Below are 18,571 nucleotides of genomic sequence, written 5' to 3' on the forward strand. Positions count from 1 at the left end.
CGCCTACTTCACCTCCACCTCGAGGATCCGGTCGTCCCCGGCCTCCGGCGTCCCCCGGGTGTCCGTCTCACTGGTCACGAGCCACAGCTTGTCTCCGCCGGCGGGCACCACCGTGCGCAGTCGCCCGTACGTTTCCTCGAGGAAGGCCTGCGGGTCGGCCGACACCTCCGCGCCGTCGAGGGGGATCCGCCACAGCCGCTTGCCCTGCAGCCCGGCCATCCAGATCGACCCCTCGGCGTACGCGATGCCGCTCGGCGATGCCTCGGTGGTCGTCCACTGGGCCACCGGGTCGTGGAAGCGGGACCCGCCGCCCTTGCCCTCCACCTCGGGCCAGCCGTAGTTGTCACCGGGCTTGATCAGGTTGAGCTCGTCCCAGGTGTTCTGCCCGAACTCGGAGGCCCACAGGCGCTTTTCCTCGTCCCAGGCGAACCCCTGCACATTGCGGTGCCCGTACGAGTACACGGGTGAGTCGTCGCCGAACGGATTGCCCGGCGCGGGTTCGCCGTCCGGCGTGAGGCGGAGGATCTTGCCGCCCAGCGACTCCTTGTCCTGCGCCAGGCCGGTGTCCCCCGTCTCGCCGGTGCCGGCGTACAGCATCTTGTCCGGGCCGAACGCGATCCGGCCGCCGTTGTGGATGAAGCCCTTCGGGATGCCCTTGAAGACCGTGTCGGGCGCGCCCAGCTGCTCGCCGGCCGGTTTCTTCCCGTCGTACAGCATGCGGGCGATGCGGTTGTCCGACTCGGTCGTGAAGTACGCGTAGACCATGTGGTCCGAGGCGTACTCGGGGGAGAGGGCGAGGCCCATCAGGCCGCCCTCGCCGGCCGGGGCCACGCCGGGTACCGAGCCGACCTCCGTCTTCTTGCCGCTGTCCGCGTCGACGCGGGTGATCGTCCCCTCGTCGCGTGACGACACCAGCAGGTCGCCGTCGGGCAGCGCGGCGAGGCCCCACGGGGACTTCAGATCCTCGGTGACGGTGCGGACGACCTTCGCGGACCCCTTGGCGGGCGGGACGTCCTCGTCCGCCGCGCCCGAGGGCGAGGACACCGCTTTCGACGTACTCGGGGACGAGCTCCTGCCGTCGTCCGACTCCTCCCCGTCGTCGGAGGAGCACCCACCCGCCAGCAGGAGCGCGGCAGCGGCCAGCACGGCGGTCACGGCTCGACGTTCCACGATCGGATCCCTTCGACACGACATCGACACGGCGGCTCTCCCTGTCTACACCGCTGAGGTGTCCGAAGTTCCCGAAGGCACCAAGTTTCCGGCCCGGCCCAGGGGAACCCGGCCCCGTGGCCGCCCCGGGGACACGGTCAGTCCCACGACCCCCGCGCCGCCGGCAACGCGGCGATCTCCGCGAGGTCCTGCCGCGTCAACTGCAGTCCGGCGGCCCCCGCGTTCTCGACGGCCCACCGCTCGTGCTTGGCGCCGGGCACCGGCACCACATGCCGGCCCTGCGCAAGCACCCAGGCCAGCGCCACCTGCGCCGTGGTCACCCGGCGCCCGCCACCGAGTCCCTCACCGTGTCCGCCCCCGCGCCCGTCCGCCCGCCCCGACCCGTCTCCGCCCCCACCCCCATGCCGCTCCGCTATCCGTCGCAGCCCCGCCACGATCGGCTGGTTCGCCGCCATCATCTCCGCCGTGAAGCGGGGGTGGCGGGCCCGTACGTCGTCCGGTTCGAAGCCCTCGCCGGGCGTCAGCGTGCCCGTGAGGAAGCCGTTCCCCAGGGGCATCGCCGCCAGGAAACCCACGCCCCGCGCCTCGCACCACGGCAGCAGCGCGTCCAGCGCCTCGGGCGACCACACCGACAGCTCGGCCTCCACCGCGCTCACCGGGAAGACCTGCTGCACGCGCTCCAGCAGCCGGATCGTTCCGTCGTGCAGCCCGGACCCCATGCGCCGTGAGGCGCGGGCCCCTACCGCGCACACCCCCAGCGCCCGTACCTTCCCGGCTGTGACGAGCTCGGCCATCGCGCCCCAGGTCTCCTCGACGGGCACCTCGGGATCGGCGCGGTGCAGCTGGTACAGGTCGATGGTGTCCGTCTGCAGCCGGCGCAGCGAGGCGTCGCAGGCCCGCTTCACATAGCCGGGGCGGCCGTTGGCCACGATGTGCTGCTCGCCCACCAGGAGCCCGCACTTGGTCGACACGAACGCGTCCCCGCGCCGCTCCTTGAGGACCCGGCCGATCAGCAGCTCGTTGGTGAACGGGCCGTACATGTCCGCGGTGTCCAGCAGCGTCGAGCCCCGGTCCAGGGCGGCGTGCACCGTGCGCAGCGACTCGTCGCCACGCTGCCGGGAGGCGCTGTACGCCCAGCTCATCGGCATGCACCCGAGTCCGATCGCGCCCACTTCGAGCGCCGCCGCGCCGATCGTCCTGCGCTCCACCTGCCGATTCCTCCCACTGCCTCTCCGAGAGGCTCCCCAAACTAACCTCTGCGCCTGCCGGGTCTTCGCATAGCCTCCTGACCATGACTGCAGATGTGTGGCTCCCCATCCCTCCCGACGAGATCGAAGGCCTGCCCGAGACCTTCAACTACCGCTTCTGGGATGGAGGACCGGGCCGCGCGGACAGTGCCGGAGCAGACAGCCGTGACTACCCGGCGGACCCGCGGGACTGTGTCTTCTACGCCGTGCCGTACATGCGGCCTGCATCGGTGAAGACCGAGCCGATGCTGGCCATGCCGGCGGTCCAGGTCGTCCAGACGATGACCGCCGGCGTCGACGACGTGCTCGGTGTCGCGTCGCGGCTTCCTGCCGGGGTGCGGCTGTGCAATGCGCGCGGGGTCCACGAGGCCAGTACGGCCGAGCTGGCGCTGGCGCTCACGCTGGCCTCGCTCCGCGGCATCCCGGACTTCGTCAGGGCGCAGCAGACGGGGACCTGGCAGAGCGGCTTCCGTCCGGCGCTGGCCGACAAGTCGGTCCTCATCGTGGGATACGGGGCCATCGGCAGCGCCGTGGAGGACCGGCTCGTGCCGTTTGAGTGCGCGCGGGTGGCGCGCGTCGCGCGCTCCGCCCGCGATACGGAGCGCGGTCCCGTGCATCCCATCTCCGATCTGCCGCACCTTCTGCCCCACGCCGACGTGGTGATCCTGACGACTCCGCTCACGCCGGAGACGAGGGGCCTGGTGAACGCCGGATTCCTGGCGAGCATGAAGAACGGCGCGCTGCTCGTGAACGTCGCACGCGGCGCCGTCGTCGACACCAAAGCCCTGCTCGCGGAGGTGGAGAGCGGCCGGATCAGCGCGGCCCTCGATGTGACCGACCCCGAGCCGCTGCCGCCCGGCCATCCGCTGTGGACGGCGCCCGGTGTGCTGATCAGTCCCCATGTGGGTGGTCCGACGTCTGCGTTCCTGCCGCGCGCAAAACGCCTTCTCGTCGCGCAGCTGAACCGTTTCGCGGCGGGCGAGCCGTTGGACAACGTGGTGCTCACGACCGGCCAATAGTTCCGCTTTGGACACCCTCCGCAGTGCGTCGGCTTCATAGTGTGTTCAGACACCTCGTTGTCCGTCACGCAGAGTAGAGGGACTATGTCGCACAGTGACGAGACTGGTGTATCGTCCCCGACAGGGGTAGCGCCGGGCGGAGTTCGGCGCGGGGACGAGAGATCGGACAGCGAGGGGGGCGACGGGCGATGCACGGCCTATGGACCAACGATCCGACGCGGCGGGGGCGACGGGCACACGCCTGCCCCACACACACCCACAGACGCAACCGCGGTCACGCCGAAGGTCACGCCGATCGCACTGATCGCGGACAGCGCGGTCACAGGCGCCACCCGGACCCGGGCGGGCGGGGGCGGAGGACAGCGGCGGCGACCGGGGCAACCCGGTGAGCTCGCGCCCGACCCCCGTCGCCGTGCTGGGCGGAGCGCTCAGGGCGCTGCTCCCGGCCGCCGAGGGTCGCCTGCCGCTCCCCGCGGACGCCGGCAGCCGGATGAGGATGCGCAAGCCGCAGCTCGTGCTGGTGCTGGCGTGCGCCGCCTACACCGCAGGATCCGCGTTCGGCTGGGGTTCGGACCTCCTCGCGATGATCATGGGCGACTTCGGCCTGAGCGCCGCCGCTGCCGCCGCCGCGGTCTCGTGCTTCCGCTTCGCGCGAAGCCGCCACAGCCGATTCCGCCCGGCGTGGCTGCTGTTCGCGCTCTCGTCCGCGATGTCGGCCCTCGGCAACGGCGTCTGGGGCTGGTACGAGGTCGTCCTCAACAGCCCGATGCCGACGCCGAGTTATGCCGATCTGTTCTTCCTGTGCTTCGCGCCGCCGGCCATCGTCGGGCTGCTGGTGCTCGCCAAGCGCCCGGTGACCAGGTCCGGCTGGTTCTGCCTCGTGCTGGACGCCTGGCTCATCGGCGGCTCGCTGCTGACGCTGTCGTGGAGCCTCGCGCTGGCGCAGACCGCGCAGTCCGAAGGGCGGGGCGTGGCACAGGCCGCGTTCACCCTCGCCTACCCCCTGCTGGACATCGCCCTGGTCAGCATGGTGCTCGCCCTGCACTTCAGGCGCACCTCGGCCAACCGAGCCGCGGTGAACACCGCCATAGGAGCACTTGCCCTGACGGTGATGTGCGATGCGCTGTTCACCTCGCCGCTGCTGCACGACAGTTACCGCTCCGGTCAGATACTGGACGCCGGCTGGTTCGCGGGATCCCTGCTCCTCGCCTACGCCCCCTGGGCCGGACGCCGGCCCGGGCAGCCGGAGGAGGAAGACCACGCACGCGTGGAGCACGGCCACGCCCACGGACACCCCTTCGGCGACGGACAGGGCTGGTATCCGGCCACGCGACCGCTCATGAGTTCGCTGGCCGCCCTCACGCCCTATCTGGCCGCCACTGTCTGCACGCTGGGCATCCTCTACAACGTCCTCAACGGCCGCAGCGTCGACCGCGTCATGCTCTTCACCGCCTGCACGGTCGTCCTCGCGCTGGTGGTGCGCCAGGGCATCATGCTCCTCGACAACCTCAGGCTGACCCATGAACTGGCCCAGAAGGAGAACCACTTCCGCTCCCTGGTGCAGGGCTCCAGCGACGTCATCATGATCGCCGCGCCGAACGGCGTCCTGAGGTACGTCAGCCCGGCCGCCGCGGGTGTCTACGGCCGTGAGGCCCACGAGCTGGTCGGCTCCGAGCTCGCCGCGCTCATCCACCCCGAGGACCTCGGCCGCGTCGTCCACGAGGTACGCCGTTTCCTCGCCGCCAGCCAGATCGAGGAGCCCACGACCCGTATCGAGTGCCGCTTCAAGTCGGGCACCGGCGACTGGCTCAACGTGGAGTCGACAGTCAACCGCCACCACGGCGGCCTCATCCTGAACAGCCGGGACGTGACCGAACGGGTCCGCCTGCAGGCGCAGTTGCAGCACAACGCCGAGCACGACCCGCTCACCGACCTGCCCAACCGAGCCCTGTTCACCAAGCGCGTCAGCCACGCGCTCGGCGGCCGCCGCAGCTCCGACCGCGGCACCGCGGTGCTCTTCATCGACCTCGACGGCTTCAAGGCCGTCAACGACCGCCTCGGCCACCAGGCGGGCGACGAGCTCCTCGTCCAGGCAGCGCGCCGGCTCCAGGAGGCCGTACGGAAGGGGGACACGGCCGCCCGCCTCGGCGGTGACGAGTTCGCGGCCCTCATCGTGGGCGATGGCACCCGCGACCGCGCGGCACGCGAACAGCACATACTGGAGCTCGCCGACCGGCTGAGAACGATCCTTTCCCAGCCCTACGCCGTCGACGGCGGTGACGTCCGGGTCGCCGCATCCATCGGTGTCGCCTTCGCCGAACCGGGACTCTCGGCGGGCGAGCTCCTGCGCAACGCCGATCTTGCGATGTACCGCGCCAAGGCCGCGGGCAAGGACCGCGTCGAGTTGTACGCGCCCCAGATGCAGACCGACGTCGTCCGCAGGACGGAGCTCGCGGGCAGGCTGCGCAGCGCTCTGCACGACGGGGAGTTCGTGCTGCTCCACCAGCCCGTGGTCTCCCTCGCCACCGGCCGGATCACCGCGGTCACCGCAGGGCCCCGCTGGCGCTCCGCCCAGGGCATCCTCTTCACGCCCGACGAGTTCCTGCGCGGCGCCGAGGACGGTGAGCGCACCGCGGAGCTCGGCCGCTGGACGCTGGAGGAGGCCGTCAAGCAGGCCGCCGACCGCGGCAGCGCCGGACTCGCCGTGCCTGTGACCATCCGGATGAGCGCACGCCGCCTGCTGGACCGCACGATGCCGCTGAGCTCCGTCGAGGCGCTGCTCACCCGGTACGGGCTGGCCTCCGGCGCCCTGGTCGTCGAGCTCGCCGACAGCGACCCCCGGGTCTCGCTGGACGAGGTCGAGCGCCGGCTGACGGTGCTGCGCCGGCTCGGTGTCCGTATCGCCCTGGACGGCTTCGGCAGCGGCTACGCGGCGATCACCGCACTGCGCCGGCTCCCCGTCGACGTACTCAAGCTGGACCGGGGCCTGGTCGAGGGCGTCGTCGAGTCCGCGCGGCTGCACAAGATCACCAGCGGGCTGCTCCGCATCGCAGCCGATCTGGGGCTGCACTCCGTCGCGGACGGCGTGGACCTGCCCGAGCAGGTCGTCGCTCTACGCGCGATGGGCTGTACGCACGGTCAGGGCAAGGCCTTCTCCGGCCCTCTGGACGAGTACCGGCTGCGACGCGCCCTGACCACCGGAAGCTTCCCCGTGCCGCACGGGCCCGTCGAACCCGTATTCGCGGGCGGAGCACCTCCGCGTTCACATGATGAGACTCCTGTCCCACCTACTTGACAGGCGCAGCGCCCCAGGGAGAGGGTCAGTGCCATGCGCACCCGAATTCTCGTACTTGGAAAGCGCGTCGGCTGAAGCTGGGACCACCGGACGATCACGGTCACCCAGCGCCCGCACCCGACGCGCTCCCCTCGCTTGCCTCCCGGCACGAGGGGTTTTTTGTTGCACCAACACCCGCCACATCCTGCACAACCCTCGCAAAAACCCTCAGCATCGAGAAGAGAATGCCGATGACCGAGCAGGCCTCCGGGGCCCACCATCCGCAGCCGCGGCCCCGTTCCTCTGGGCAGCAGTCCGCCCCTGTCGAGCACGTGACGGGTGCGCAGTCCCTCATCCGTTCTCTCGAGGAGGTCGGGGCCGACACGGTATTCGGCATTCCCGGGGGCACCATCCTGCCGGCGTACGACCCCCTGATGGACTCCACGCGGGTGCGCCACGTGCTGGTCCGCCACGAGCAGGGCGCCGGCCACGCGGCCACCGGTTACGCGCAGGCCACCGGCAAGGTCGGGGTGTGCATGGCGACATCCGGGCCGGGCGCCACCAACCTGGTCACCCCGATCGCGGACGCGCACATGGACTCCGTGCCCCTGGTCGCGATCACCGGGCAGGTCGTGTCCAAGGCGATCGGTACGGACGCCTTCCAGGAGGCGGACATCGTCGGCATCACCATGCCGATCACCAAGCACAGCTTCCTGGTCACCAAGGCGGAGGACATCCCCCAGGCGATCGCGCAGGCGTTCCACATCGCCGCCACCGGCCGCCCGGGACCGGTCCTGGTCGACATCCCCAAGGACGTCCTCCAGGCGAAGACCACCTTCACCTGGCCGCCGACCATGGACCTGCCCGGCTACCGGCCCGTCACCAAGCCGCACGCCAAGCAGATCCGCGAGGCCGCCAAGCTCATCACCGCCGCCAAGCGGCCCGTCCTGTATGTCGGCGGCGGCGTCATGAAGGCCGGCGCGACCGCCGAGCTGAAGGTCCTCGCAGAACTCACCGGAGCGCCCGTCACCACCACACTGATGGCGCTCGGCACATTCCCCGACAGCCACCCGCTGCACGTGGGAATGCCGGGCATGCACGGTGCGGTCACCGCCGTCACCGCGCTGCAGAAGGCCGACCTGATCGTCGCCCTCGGAGCCCGCTTCGACGACCGCGTCACCGGCAAGCTGGACAGCTTCGCCCCGTACGCCAAGATCGTCCACGCCGACATCGACCCCGCCGAGATCGGCAAGAACCGCGCCGCCGACGTGCCGATCGTCGGTGACGCCCGCGAGGTCATCGCCGACCTGATCCAGGCCGTGCAGAAGGAGCACAGCGAGGGCCACCAGGGTGACTACAGCGCCTGGTGGAAGGACCTCAACCGCTGGCGCGAGACCTACCCCCTCGGCTACGACCAGCCCGAGGACGGCTCGCTCTCCCCGCAGCAGGTCATCGAGCGCATCGGTCAGCTCGCGCCGAAGGACACGATCTTCGCCGCGGGCGTCGGCCAGCACCAGATGTGGGCGGCGCACTTCATCGAGTACGACAAGCCCGCGACCTGGCTCAACTCCGGCGGCGCCGGAACCATGGGCTACGCGGTCCCGGCCGCGATGGGCGCCAAGGCCGGTCAGCCGGGCCGTACGGTCTGGGCGATCGACGGCGACGGCTGCTTCCAGATGACCAATCAGGAACTGACGACCTGCGCGCTCAACAACATCCCGATCAAGGTCGCGATCATCAACAACGGTGCGCTCGGCATGGTCCGCCAGTGGCAGACCCTGTTCTACAACCAGCGGTACTCCAACACGGTGCTGCACAGCGGCCCGGACGCAGTGGCCAACCCGGAGGCCAAGGGCACCCGCGTCCCGGACTTCGTGAAGCTGTCCGAGGCGATGGGCTGCCACGCGATCCGCTGCGAGCGCGTCGAGGACCTGGACAAGGTCATCGAGGAGGCCAACTCGATCAACGACCGCCCCGTCGTGGTGGACTTCGTCGTCCACGAGGACGCGATGGTCTGGCCGATGGTCGCCGCCGGCACCTCCAACGACGAGATCATGGCCGCCCGGGACGTCCGCCCCGACTTCGGCGACAGCGAAGACGACTGAGAGCCGTAGGAAAAGGAACGAGACCCATGTCCAAGCACACGCTCTCCGTCCTCGTCGAGAACAAGCCCGGCATCCTCGCCCGGATCGCCGCGCTGTTCTCCCGCCGAGGCTTCAACATCGACTCGCTCGCGGTCGGCGTCACCGAGCACCCCGACATCTCGCGCATCACCATCGTGGTGAACGTCGAGGATCTGCCGCTCGAGCAGGTCACCAAGCAGCTCAACAAGCTCGTCAACGTCCTGAAGATCGTCGAGCTGGAACCCGGCTCGGCCGTTCAGCGGGAACTCGTTCTGGTGAAGGTCCGCGCCGACAACGAGACGCGCTCCCAGATCGTCGAGATCGTGCAGCTGTTCCGCGCCAAGACAGTGGACGTCTCGCCCGAGGCGGTCACCATCGAGGCCACCGGTTCCAGTGACAAGCTGGAGGCGATGCTGAAGATGCTGGAGCCGTTCGGCATCAAGGAGCTCGTCCAGTCCGGCACGATCGCGATCGGCCGCGGCTCCCGTTCGATCACCGACAGATCGCTGCGCGCTCTCGACCGGTCGGCCTGAGCCGTAGATACGACCGGAAACGGGCGGTCGGCGCGCCCCGGCCGCCCGTATGCCGAGACCCCCAAACTTCCCTTACCCCTCCCGCCGTACGGTGGGACGCAACATCAGCACACTTAGGAGAGACCCAGTGGCCGAGCTGTTCTACGACGACGACGCCGACCTGTCCATCATCCAGGGCCGCAAGGTCGCGGTCATCGGCTACGGAAGCCAGGGCCACGCCCACGCGCTGTCCCTGCGTGACTCCGGCGTCGACGTCCGTGTCGGCCTGCACGAGGGCTCCAAGTCCAAGGCGAAGGCCGAGGAGCAGGGCCTGCGCGTCGTCACCCCCGCCGAGGCCGCCGCCGAGGCCGACGTCATCATGATCCTGGTCCCGGACCCGATCCAGGCCAAGGTCTACGAGGAGTCCATCAAGGACAACCTGAAGGACGGCGACGCGCTGTTCTTCGGCCACGGCTTCAACATCCGCTTCGGCTTCATCCAGCCCCCGGCCGGCGTCGACGTCTGCATGGTCGCCCCGAAGGGCCCGGGCCACCTGGTCCGCCGCCAGTACGAGGAGGGCCGCGGCGTTCCCTGCATCGCCGCCGTCGAGCAGGACGCCACCGGCAACGCCTTCGCGCTCGCCCTCTCCTACGCCAAGGGCATCGGCGGCACCCGCGCCGGCGTCATCAAGACGACCTTCACCGAGGAGACCGAGACCGACCTGTTCGGTGAGCAGGCCGTCCTCTGCGGTGGCGCGTCCGCGCTGGTCAAGGCGGGCTTCGAGACCCTGGTCGAGGCGGGCTACCAGCCGGAGATCGCGTACTTCGAGTGCCTCCACGAGCTCAAGCTGATCGTGGACCTCATGTACGAGGGCGGCCTGGAGAAGATGCGCTGGTCCATCTCCGAGACCGCCGAGTGGGGCGACTACGTCACCGGCCCGCGCATCATCACCGACGCCACCAAGGCCGAGATGAAGAAGGTCCTGGGCGAGATCCAGGACGGCACCTTCGCCAACAACTGGATGAAGGAGTACGAGTCCGGTCTGCCGAAGTACAACGAGTACAAGAAGGCCGACTCCGACCACGTCCTGGAGACCACCGGCAAGAAGCTGCGCAAGCTGATGAGCTGGGTCGACAACGAGGACTGAGTCCCGCACGGCACAGGGCCGCTCCGCATCGGGGCGGCCCTGTTTCTTCGCCCGCTTCACGGCCCGTCCAGGGCTGTATCCAACTCGTCCACCCACGGATGAGTGATCCTTCCGCCGAGGTGGAAAACGGCGCCCGGCAACCGCCACTACACTGCACAGAAACGCGTCAGGCCCACAGCGTCGTGCGTCTTCCACGCGGCTAAGCGACTCCGAGTAAGTGCAGGCACGCGGGAACGCACCCGCACTTCCCCGGCGCCGCTCCCCTCCACCGCCTGCGGCCGTCGGGACGGCCGTCCGCATTGGGACTTGTGAGGACTCACGTGAGCACTGCGTCTCCGAAACCCGTCGTACTCATCGCTGAAGAGCTGTCGCCCGCCACCGTCGACGCGCTGGGGCCGGACTTCGAGATCCGGCACTGCAACGGAGCAGACCGAGCCGAGCTGCTCCCGGCCATCGCCGAGGTGGACGCCATCCTGATCCGTTCCGCGACGAAGGTCGATGCCGAGGCCATCGCCGCCGCGAACAAGCTGAAGGTCGTCGCACGAGCCGGCGTCGGCCTCGACAACGTCGACGTCTCCGCCGCCACCAAGGCCGGCGTGATGGTCGTCAACGCCCCCACCTCCAACATCGTCACCGCCGCCGAGCTCGCCTGCGGCCTGCTCGTCGCCACCGCCCGCAACATCCCGCAGGCGAACGGCGCCCTCAAGAACGGCGAGTGGAAGCGCTCCAAGTACACGGGCGTCGAGCTGGCCGAGAAGACCCTCGGCGTCGTCGGCCTCGGCCGCATCGGCGCGCTGGTCGCACAGCGCATGTCCGCTTTCGGCATGAAGATCGTCGCGTACGACCCCTACGTGCAGCCCGCGCGGGCCGCGCAGATGGGCGTGAAGGTCCTGTCCCTCGACGAGCTGCTCGAGGTCTCGGACTTCATCACCGTCCACCTGCCGAAGACGCCCGAGACCGTCGGCCTGATCGGCGACGAGGCCCTGCACAAGGTCAAGCCGTCCGTCCGCATCGTCAACGCCGCGCGCGGCGGCATCGTCGACGAGCAGGCGCTGTACTCGGCGCTCAAGGAGGGCCGCGTCGCCGGCGCCGGCCTCGACGTGTACGCGAAGGAGCCCTGCACGGACTCCCCGCTGTTCCAGTTCGACCAGGTCGTCTGCACCCCGCACCTCGGCGCTTCGACGGACGAGGCGCAGGAGAAGGCGGGCATCGCGGTCGCCAAATCGGTTCGCCTCGCGCTCGCCGGTGAGCTCGTGCCGGACGCGGTCAACGTCCAGGGCGGCGTGATCGCCGAGGACGTCAAGCCGGGTCTGCCGCTGGCCGAGAAGCTCGGCCGCATCTTCACCGCTCTCGCGGGCGAGGTCGCTGCCCGTCTGGACGTCGAGGTGTACGGCGAGATCACCCAGCACGACGTCAAGGTGCTCGAGCTCAGCGCGCTGAAGGGCGTGTTCGAGGACGTCGTCGACGAGACCGTGTCGTACGTCAACGCGCCCCTGTTCGCGCAGGAGCGCGGCGTCGAGGTGCGGCTGACGACGAGCAGCGAGTCGCCCGACCACCGCAACGTGGTGACGGTGCGCGGCACCCTCTCGGGCGGCGAGGAGGTCTCGGTCTCCGGCACGCTGGCCGGGCCCAAGCACCTCCAGAAGATCGTGGCGATCGGCGACTACGACGTGGACCTGGCGCTCGCCGAGCACATGGTCGTCCTGCGCTACACCGACCGGCCGGGCGTCGTCGGCACGGTCGGCCGCATCCTCGGCGAGGCGGGCATCAACATCGCGGGTATGCAGGTGTCCCGCCACGATGTCGGCGGTGAGGCCCTGGCGGTCCTCACCGTGGACGACACGGTGCCGCAGTCGGTGCTCAGCGAGGTTGCCGAGGAGATCGGTGCGACGTCGTCGCGGTCGGTGAACCTCGTGGACTGAGGTTCGCCGTGGGACGTTCGGGACCCCGGTCACCTGGCGGTGGCTGGGGTCCCGTTTTTCTTCCGTTTCAGCCCGTCCGGCGATTGAGGACGAGCCCGTCAGGGCGATCTGGGGTCTGGGGGCGGAGCCCCAGCGGGGTCCAGGGGCAGCGCCCATGGTTACGGGAAGGGCGGGGTGGGGGATCAAACGGGCGCCGGAACCCCGGTATCCCGTACCCGCACTCGCCGAAGCGCCCCCCGCGCCAGCACCGCCGCCCCCAGCAGCACCACAACCGCCGCGACCGCCGCCGCCTGCATCCCACTGGTGAACGCCTCCCGGGCCGCGGAAACCAGGGGTTCGCCGGCCCGCTCGGGCAGCTGCCCGGCGACAGCCAGGGCGCCGCCGAGCGTCTCGTGGGCCGCGTCCGGAGCGTCGTCCGGGATGCCGTGGCGGTAGACCGCGGTGCCGATGGACCCCAGAAGGGCCATCCCGAGCGCGCCGCCGAACTCCTGCCCGGTCTCCAGGAGCGAGGATGCGGCGCCCGCCTTCTCGACGGGTGCGGTGCCCAGCGCCAGATCGGTCAGCTGGGACATCACGGTGACGATCCCGGAGGCGAGGACGCCCGCCCCGGCGAGCACCAGCCACAGCGAGTCCGTACCGGCGAGGGCCAGCAGGCCGTATCCGCACGCGGCGGTGATGAAGCCCGCGGAGACGACGTGGGCACGGTTCACACCTCGCTGCACCAGTTGCGCGGCCACGGGCGCGGCGAAGCCGATCAGGACCGAGGGGAGCAGCGCCCACAGCGCGGCCTCCATCGCGCTCTTGCCGAGCACCGACTGCAGATACTGCGTGGTGAAGTACGCCGAACCCATCATCCCGAACGCGGCGACCAGGTTCAGGACGACGGCCGAGCCGAAGCCGTGCCCGCCGAACAGCGCCGGGGAGATCAGAGGCGAGGCCGTAGTGCGCTGACGGCGCACGAACAGGGCGGTGAAGACGAGTCCCACGGCGACGGACGCGACGTACAGGGGCTCGAATCCCTCGGACGGGATCTCCTTGAGGCCGTAGATCACCGGCAGTACGGCGGCCAGCGAAAGCGGCACGCTCAGCAGATCGAAGCGGCCGGGCTCGGGGTTCCTGGACTCCGGGAGCAGGATCGGGCCGGTCACCAGCAGGAGCGCCATCGCGGGCAGGTTGACCAGGAAGACCGAGCCCCACCAGAAGTGCTCGACGAGGACGCCGCTCATCACCGAACCCAGTGCGACACCGCCGGTCATCACGGCGGACCAGATGCCGATGGCCTTCGTGCGCTGGGCCGGGTCGGTGAACATCGTGCGGACGAGCGCCATCGTGGACGGCATCAGGGTCGCGCCGCCGATGCCGAGAACCGCGCGGGCCGCGATCAGGGTCTCGGCGCTGTCGGCGTACGCGGCGACAAGTGAGGCCGCGCCGAAGGCTGTGGCGCCCAGCAGTAACAGCCTGCGCCGGCCGATGCGGTCGCCGAGCGAACCCATCGTCATCAGCAGGCCGGCGAGGACGAAGCCGTAGATGTCGAAGATCCACAGCTGTTGGGTGCCGCTGGGTTCGAGGTCGGCGCTGATCGCCGGGACCGCGAAGTAGAGGACGGATACGTCCATGGAGACCAGCAGCAGCGGAAGCATCAGGACGGTGAGAGCGGTCCATTCGCGGCGCCCTGCGCGGGAGTTGGTGGCCGGGGCGGTGCCCGTCGGGTTCGTCATGGGCAGGACTGTACGCGCGTCTTATACGGCTGTCTAGGACGACCGTATAAGACGTCGGTATAGGACGGTTGTCTGTATCGGCGATAGGGTGGGGCGCATGGGACACCGCGAGGATCTGCTCGAAGGCGCGAAGCGATGCCTGCTGGAGAAGGGCTTTTCGCGCACGACGGCGCGCGACATCGTCAAGGAGTCCGGGACCAACCTGGGGTCGATCGGCTACCACTACGGATCGAAGGACGCCCTGCTCGCGCAGGCCTTCATCGCGCTGGTCGAGGACGTCGGCGACTCCTTCGGCGAGGAGGCGCTGGCGGGCGACGGCGTGGCTCCCGCGGGCTCGCTGGAACGCTTCCAGGAGATGTGGGGGAACGTCATCTGCACGTTCCCCGAATCCCGTGCCATCTGGATGCTCAACCTCGAGTTCATCCTTCAGGCCGACCGTATGCCGGAGGCGCACGAGATCGTGAAGAAGGCGCTGCAGTACGGACGGTCGGGTCTCGTCCCGATGTTCAGCGGCCGCCCCGAGGACGAACTCGACGACAGCACCGTGAACTCGGAGGGCCGCTTCTACCACACGATCCTCTGTGGCCTCCTGGTGCAGTGGCTCTTCGATCCGGAGTCGGCAACGGACGCCGGGCAACTCACCGAGGGGCTGCGCCGGGTGATCGAGGCGGCGTCGAAGGCACCGGCGGGTCAGGGGCGGGGGACAGCTGACGCGTAGGGGGCACGGCGTCAGCGCTCGGCAACGATCCGCCCGTCCCGCATCTCGACGACCCGGTCGGAGAAGTGCCGTACGACGGCCATGTCGTGGCAGATGAAGAGATAGCCGAGGCCGAGGCGTTCCTGCAGGTCGGCGAGGAGGTTCAGGACGCCCGCGCGGAGTGACGGGTCGAGTGCCGAGACCGGTTCGTCGAGGACGAGCAGCCTGGGGTCGCCCGCGAGCGCGCGTGCGATGCCCGCGCGCTGGCACTGGCCGCCGGACAGCTCGTGCGGCCGCCGGTCGCCGTAGGCCGGGTCGAGCCCGACCAGATCGAGCAGCTCGGCGATCCGGGCGGGACCGGTCGTGCGATCCCACCGGCCCTGGACCCGCAGGGGTTCCGCCACGGCGTCCCGGATACGGCAGCGGGGGCTGAGGGATCCGTACGGGTCCTGGAAGACCGGCTGTATCGCCGGGCGCAGCGGCCGCAGGGCGCGCTCGTCCAGGGCCGTGAGCTCCCGGCCGTCGAACCACACCTCGCCGCCGTCGGGCCGGCGCAGTTGCAGTACGGCGTTCGCGGTCGACGACTTGCCGCAGCCCGAAGGCCCGACCAGGGCGAGGGTCTCACCGGCGGCGAGGTCGAACGACACATGGTCGACGGCGACGAACGATCCGTAGCGGACGACCAGGTCGCGCACGTCCAGCAGGGCGCTTGCGGGGCTCACACATTCTCCAGGAACAACTCGGCGGGGCGGTCCGGCAGTTCACTCCACCGGTGGCAGGCCACCTCGCGTTCGCCGTCGCCGAGGCGCTGCGGCTCGGGCAGCTCCGTACGGCAGCGGTCGTCGTCGGCAAGTTCGGCCAGCTCGGCCAGTTCGGCCAGTTCGGCCGGTTCGGCCGGTTCGGCCGGTTCGGCCGGTTCGGCCGGTTCGGCCGGTTCGGCCCGCCTGGCCAGGGGGCAGCGCGGCGCGAAGGCGCAGCCGGGTGGCAGTTCGGCGAGCGTGGGCGGGGCTCCGGCGATCGACGGGAGACGGCGGCCGGCGACTCGGCCGCCTCGGGCACGACCCGGCAGCGGTTCCGCTGCGGGGAGAGCCGGGGAGAGGTCCGGGGGCAGGGAGGCGAGCAGTCCGGCGGTGTACGGGGCCCGGGGCCGGGCGAACACCTCGTCCACCGGTCCCGATTCGACGGCCCTGCCCGCGTACATCACCAACATCCGGTCGGCGTGCTCCTCGACGGCCGTGAGGTCGTGGGTGACCAGGACGAGTGAGGCGCCCGTCTCCTCGCGCCGCCGGGCCAGCAGTTCGAGTACATGCCGCTGGGTGCCGGGGTCGAGGGCGGTGGTGGGTTCGTCGGCCACCACGAGCTCCGGTTCGTTGATCATGGCCATCGCGATGACGGCACGCTGGCGCATACCCCCGGAGAACTCGTGCGGATACGCACGCGCCCTGCGCCCCGCGTCCGCGATCCCGACCTGCTCCAGCGCCGCGACGGCCCTGGCCCGCGCCTCCTTGCGCGAGACGCGCCGCACGGACCGCACGGCGGCGGCGAGTTGGTCGCCGACCGGGTGGACGGGCGACAGCGCGGACAGGGCGTCCTGCGGGACGAGCGCGATCCGACGCCCCCACAGCCCGGCGTACACCTGGCGGCGCGCGCCGACGAGCTCGGTCTCGCCGCGGAGCCGGGCGCTTCCCGCCGCCGTCGCCCCGCGCGGCAGCATGCCGAGCAGAGCGCGAGCGGTCAGGGATTTTCCGGCGCCCGACTCGCCCACGATCGCGAGGACTTCGCCGTCGCGCACGTCGAAGGAGAGTCCACGTACTGCATCAACCGGCCCGATGGCGATCCGCAGGTCGCGCACCGACAGCAGGGGATCAGCGGGGTGCAAGGGAGGTCTCCTTCCGGGTTCGGGAAAGCGTGGTGAGGCCGCGGCGGGCCCCGGAGCCGCGGACTCCCGCCCACCGCGGGAGCAGGGGGTTCCGGGCCCGGCCCGGGCGGGCGCTCCCATACCCCCCGTACGCCGCCAGGGACACCGCCAGTCCCGCGAGCACGGCCAGCGCGGCCGCCGGGGCCAGGGCCGCCCACGGGGCGCGCTCCACATAGGCGCGGGACTCGTCCAGCAGCAGGCCCCACTCCGGGGCGGGCGGCTGCGCGCCGAGTCCCAGGAAGCCGAGCGAGGCGAGGGCCAGCGCGATACCGGGCAGGCGCAGGACCGCGTGGCGGGCCACCGGAGCGGCCACCGAGGGCAGGACGTGCCGGGTGAGGATCCACACCGGGGTCGCGCCGATCGCCTTCTGGGCGGTGAGGAACGCGGAGGCGCGTACCTCCTGGACAAGCGCCGCCGCGTGCGCGGCCAGCGGCGGCCAGGAGATGAGAGCGACCGCCAGCGAGGCACCGCCCGTGCCGGGACCGAGCACGGCGGCGACCAGGATGCCGACGATCACCGGCGGCAGGGCGTTGGCGATGTCCGACGCACCCGCGGTGAACAGCGGCAGAAACCCGAGGCAGAGCGCCAGCAGAAAGCTGGCCAGGCAGACTGCGGCCGCCGTGCCGACCGTCGAGGCCGCACCGTGCCCCAGCCGCGCCAGCACATCGCGCCCGAGACCGTCCGTGCCCAGCGGATGCGCCCAGGACGGCGAGGCCAGCCGGGCTGCCGTGTCCACCGTGTACGGGTCGCGCAGCAGCCCCCAGCCGACAGCGGTCACGAGGACCGCCGCGAGGACGACCGGCACCACCGGGTGCACGCGCACCGGCCGTGCCGCGGGCAGCGTGAGCCCCGCGTCGCGCAGCGCGGGCCCGAGCAGCCGGCGCCGCAGCAGCGTGGCCGCCGCCCCCGCCGCGAGGCCCAGCGCGAGCAGCGCCAGCACCGCGCCCTGGAGGAGTGGCAGGTCCTGCGACTTGGCCGCGCCGAGCGCCGTACGGCCGATGCCGGGCACCGCGAACACGGTCTCGACCGCGACCGCGCCCCCCGTCAGGCCGACCGTGACCATCCCGAACTGCGGGACCAACGGCGGCAGTACGCGCCGCAGCGCCGCCGCCGCAATCCGGGCGCGGCTCACGCCCGAGCCGCGCCACAGCTCCGCCCAGCGCTCCTCGAGTACGGCGGGCAGCGCGTCCGCGACCAGCCGCCCGAGCAGCCCGCCGGCCGGCACCCCGAGCGCGACGGCGGGCAGCACCATGTACGCAGGCCCCTGCCAGCCGGACGTCGGCAGCCAGCCGAGCCAGACCCCGCAGACGACAAGCGCCACGGTCGCCAGCAGGAATTCGGGCATCGCTGCGAGCATCGCGGCGAAGGCGCCCGCCGTGCCCCTGCCACGTACGAGGACGGGTGCCACGAGCACGGCCCCGACCAGCAGCGCCACCGCCAGCGATGCGCCCATCAGGCCGAGCGACACCTGCAGACCGGCGACCACGGAGGGCAGCACGTCGGTGCCCGACACCCACGAGGTGCCGAGGTCTCCGTGCAGCAGCCCGGCCGCCCAACCACCCAGCAGGCGAAGGGGGCCCGCGTCGAGTCCGAGGTCCGCGCGGATCGCGTTCAGCGCCTCCGCCGTGGCCTCCTGCTCGGCGGACCGGGCCCGCAGCACCGTGAGCGCCGGGTCCCTGCCGGACAGCCAGGGCAGCAGCCCCACCGCGGCGATCACGAGGGCGAGGCAGATCAGGCGGGTGAGCCCGGTCCGCAGCGCGGTCCGGTAGTCTTTGCGCATCAGTCCGTGAGTCCTTTGAAGGCACGAACCGGCATCCGCCGGGG

General features: G+C 71.0%; 13 protein-coding genes. 7 read left to right on the forward strand and 6 right to left on the reverse strand.

What is annotated here, in order from left to right:
• Positions 1-3: 3 nt before the first annotated feature.
• Positions 4-1,194: a PQQ-dependent sugar dehydrogenase gene (locus ACSMXV_RS29280; protein ID WP_473174181.1), complete on the reverse strand. Its 1,191-nt coding sequence runs from the start codon at positions 1,192-1,194 to the stop codon at positions 4-6.
• A gap of 113 nt (positions 1,195-1,307) precedes the next feature.
• A complete protein-coding gene (locus ACSMXV_RS29285; protein WP_473174182.1) occupies positions 1,308-2,378 on the reverse strand; it encodes an aldo/keto reductase in 1,071 nt (356 codons plus the stop codon).
• An 83-nt stretch (positions 2,379-2,461) separates the two neighbouring features.
• Here ACSMXV_RS29285 and ACSMXV_RS29290 point away from each other — a divergent pair, with 83 nt between their 5' ends.
• The 6 genes from ACSMXV_RS29290 (at position 2,462) to serA (ending at position 12,414) form a co-directional block, all read left to right on the forward strand.
• Positions 2,462-3,436, forward strand: a complete 975-nt coding sequence (locus ACSMXV_RS29290; RefSeq protein WP_473174183.1) for a 2-hydroxyacid dehydrogenase — start codon at positions 2,462-2,464, stop codon at positions 3,434-3,436.
• 385 nt (positions 3,437-3,821) lie between these two features.
• Positions 3,822-6,731 (forward strand): putative bifunctional diguanylate cyclase/phosphodiesterase, encoded by a 2,910-nt coding sequence (locus ACSMXV_RS29295; protein WP_473174184.1) that lies wholly within the window; start codon positions 3,822-3,824, stop codon positions 6,729-6,731.
• Positions 6,732-6,961: 230 nt separating this feature from the next.
• Complete coding sequence (locus tag ACSMXV_RS29300) at positions 6,962-8,815, forward strand: acetolactate synthase large subunit (protein ID WP_473174185.1); 1,854 nt, start codon at positions 6,962-6,964, stop codon at positions 8,813-8,815.
• Positions 8,816-8,841: 26 nt separating this feature from the next.
• Entirely contained in the window at positions 8,842-9,366 is a 525-nt protein-coding gene (ilvN, locus tag ACSMXV_RS29305; RefSeq protein WP_181655636.1) for an acetolactate synthase small subunit, read from the forward strand.
• 127 nt (positions 9,367-9,493) lie between these two features.
• Positions 9,494-10,492, forward strand: coding sequence for a ketol-acid reductoisomerase (ilvC, locus tag ACSMXV_RS29310; protein ID WP_181655637.1), 999 nt, complete (start codon positions 9,494-9,496; stop codon positions 10,490-10,492).
• A gap of 320 nt (positions 10,493-10,812) precedes the next feature.
• On the forward strand, positions 10,813-12,414 hold the full coding sequence (gene serA / locus ACSMXV_RS29315) for a phosphoglycerate dehydrogenase (protein WP_473174186.1): 1,602 nt from the start codon (positions 10,813-10,815) through the stop codon (positions 12,412-12,414).
• Between the two features lie 182 nt (positions 12,415-12,596).
• On the opposite strand, the gene ACSMXV_RS29320 is transcribed toward serA, so the two are convergent.
• Positions 12,597-14,132: an MFS transporter gene (locus tag ACSMXV_RS29320; protein ID WP_473174187.1), complete on the reverse strand. Its 1,536-nt coding sequence runs from the start codon at positions 14,130-14,132 to the stop codon at positions 12,597-12,599.
• Between the two features lie 97 nt (positions 14,133-14,229).
• On the opposite strand from ACSMXV_RS29320, the gene ACSMXV_RS29325 reads away from it, so the two are divergent.
• Entirely contained in the window at positions 14,230-14,850 is a 621-nt protein-coding gene (locus ACSMXV_RS29325) for a TetR/AcrR family transcriptional regulator (RefSeq protein WP_473174188.1), read from the forward strand.
• 11 nt (positions 14,851-14,861) lie between these two features.
• Here ACSMXV_RS29325 and ACSMXV_RS29330 read toward each other — a convergent pair whose 3' ends face one another.
• The 3 genes from ACSMXV_RS29330 to ACSMXV_RS29340 are packed head-to-tail and all read right to left on the reverse strand — an operon-like array spanning position 14,862 to position 18,527.
• Entirely contained in the window at positions 14,862-15,551 is a 690-nt protein-coding gene (locus ACSMXV_RS29330) for an ATP-binding cassette domain-containing protein (RefSeq protein WP_473174189.1), read from the reverse strand.
• Positions 15,548-16,708 (reverse strand): ABC transporter ATP-binding protein, encoded by a 1,161-nt coding sequence (locus tag ACSMXV_RS29335; RefSeq protein ID WP_473174190.1) that lies wholly within the window; start codon positions 16,706-16,708, stop codon positions 15,548-15,550. Before ACSMXV_RS29335 ends, ACSMXV_RS29330 begins: the two co-directional genes overlap by 4 nt.
• A complete protein-coding gene (locus ACSMXV_RS29340; RefSeq protein WP_473174191.1) occupies positions 16,695-18,527 on the reverse strand; it encodes an ABC transporter permease subunit in 1,833 nt (610 codons plus the stop codon). The genes ACSMXV_RS29335 and ACSMXV_RS29340 overlap by 14 nt, the downstream gene beginning before the upstream one ends.
• Positions 18,528-18,571: the final 44 nt, after the last annotated feature.

Source organism: Streptomyces sp. DSM 42067 (assembly GCF_055792885.1).

What these genes read in the sequence shown, in the direction of transcription:
- ACSMXV_RS29280 (WP_473174181.1), bottom strand. Translation starts at nt 1,194, where the DNA reads ATGTCGTGTCGAAGGGATCCGATCGTGGAACGTCGAGCCGTGACCGCC.
- ACSMXV_RS29290 (WP_473174183.1), top strand. Translation starts at nt 2,462, where the DNA reads ATGACTGCAGATGTGTGGCTCCCCATCCCTCCCGACGAGATCGAAGGC.
- ACSMXV_RS29300 (WP_473174185.1), top strand. Translation starts at nt 6,962, where the DNA reads ATGACCGAGCAGGCCTCCGGGGCCCACCATCCGCAGCCGCGGCCCCGT.
- ilvN (WP_181655636.1), top strand. Translation starts at nt 8,842, where the DNA reads ATGTCCAAGCACACGCTCTCCGTCCTCGTCGAGAACAAGCCCGGCATC.
- ACSMXV_RS29320 (WP_473174187.1), bottom strand. Translation starts at nt 14,132, where the DNA reads ATGACGAACCCGACGGGCACCGCCCCGGCCACCAACTCCCGCGCAGGG.
- ACSMXV_RS29325 (WP_473174188.1), top strand. Translation starts at nt 14,230, where the DNA reads ATGGGACACCGCGAGGATCTGCTCGAAGGCGCGAAGCGATGCCTGCTG.
- ACSMXV_RS29340 (WP_473174191.1), bottom strand. Translation starts at nt 18,527, where the DNA reads ATGCGCAAAGACTACCGGACCGCGCTGCGGACCGGGCTCACCCGCCTG.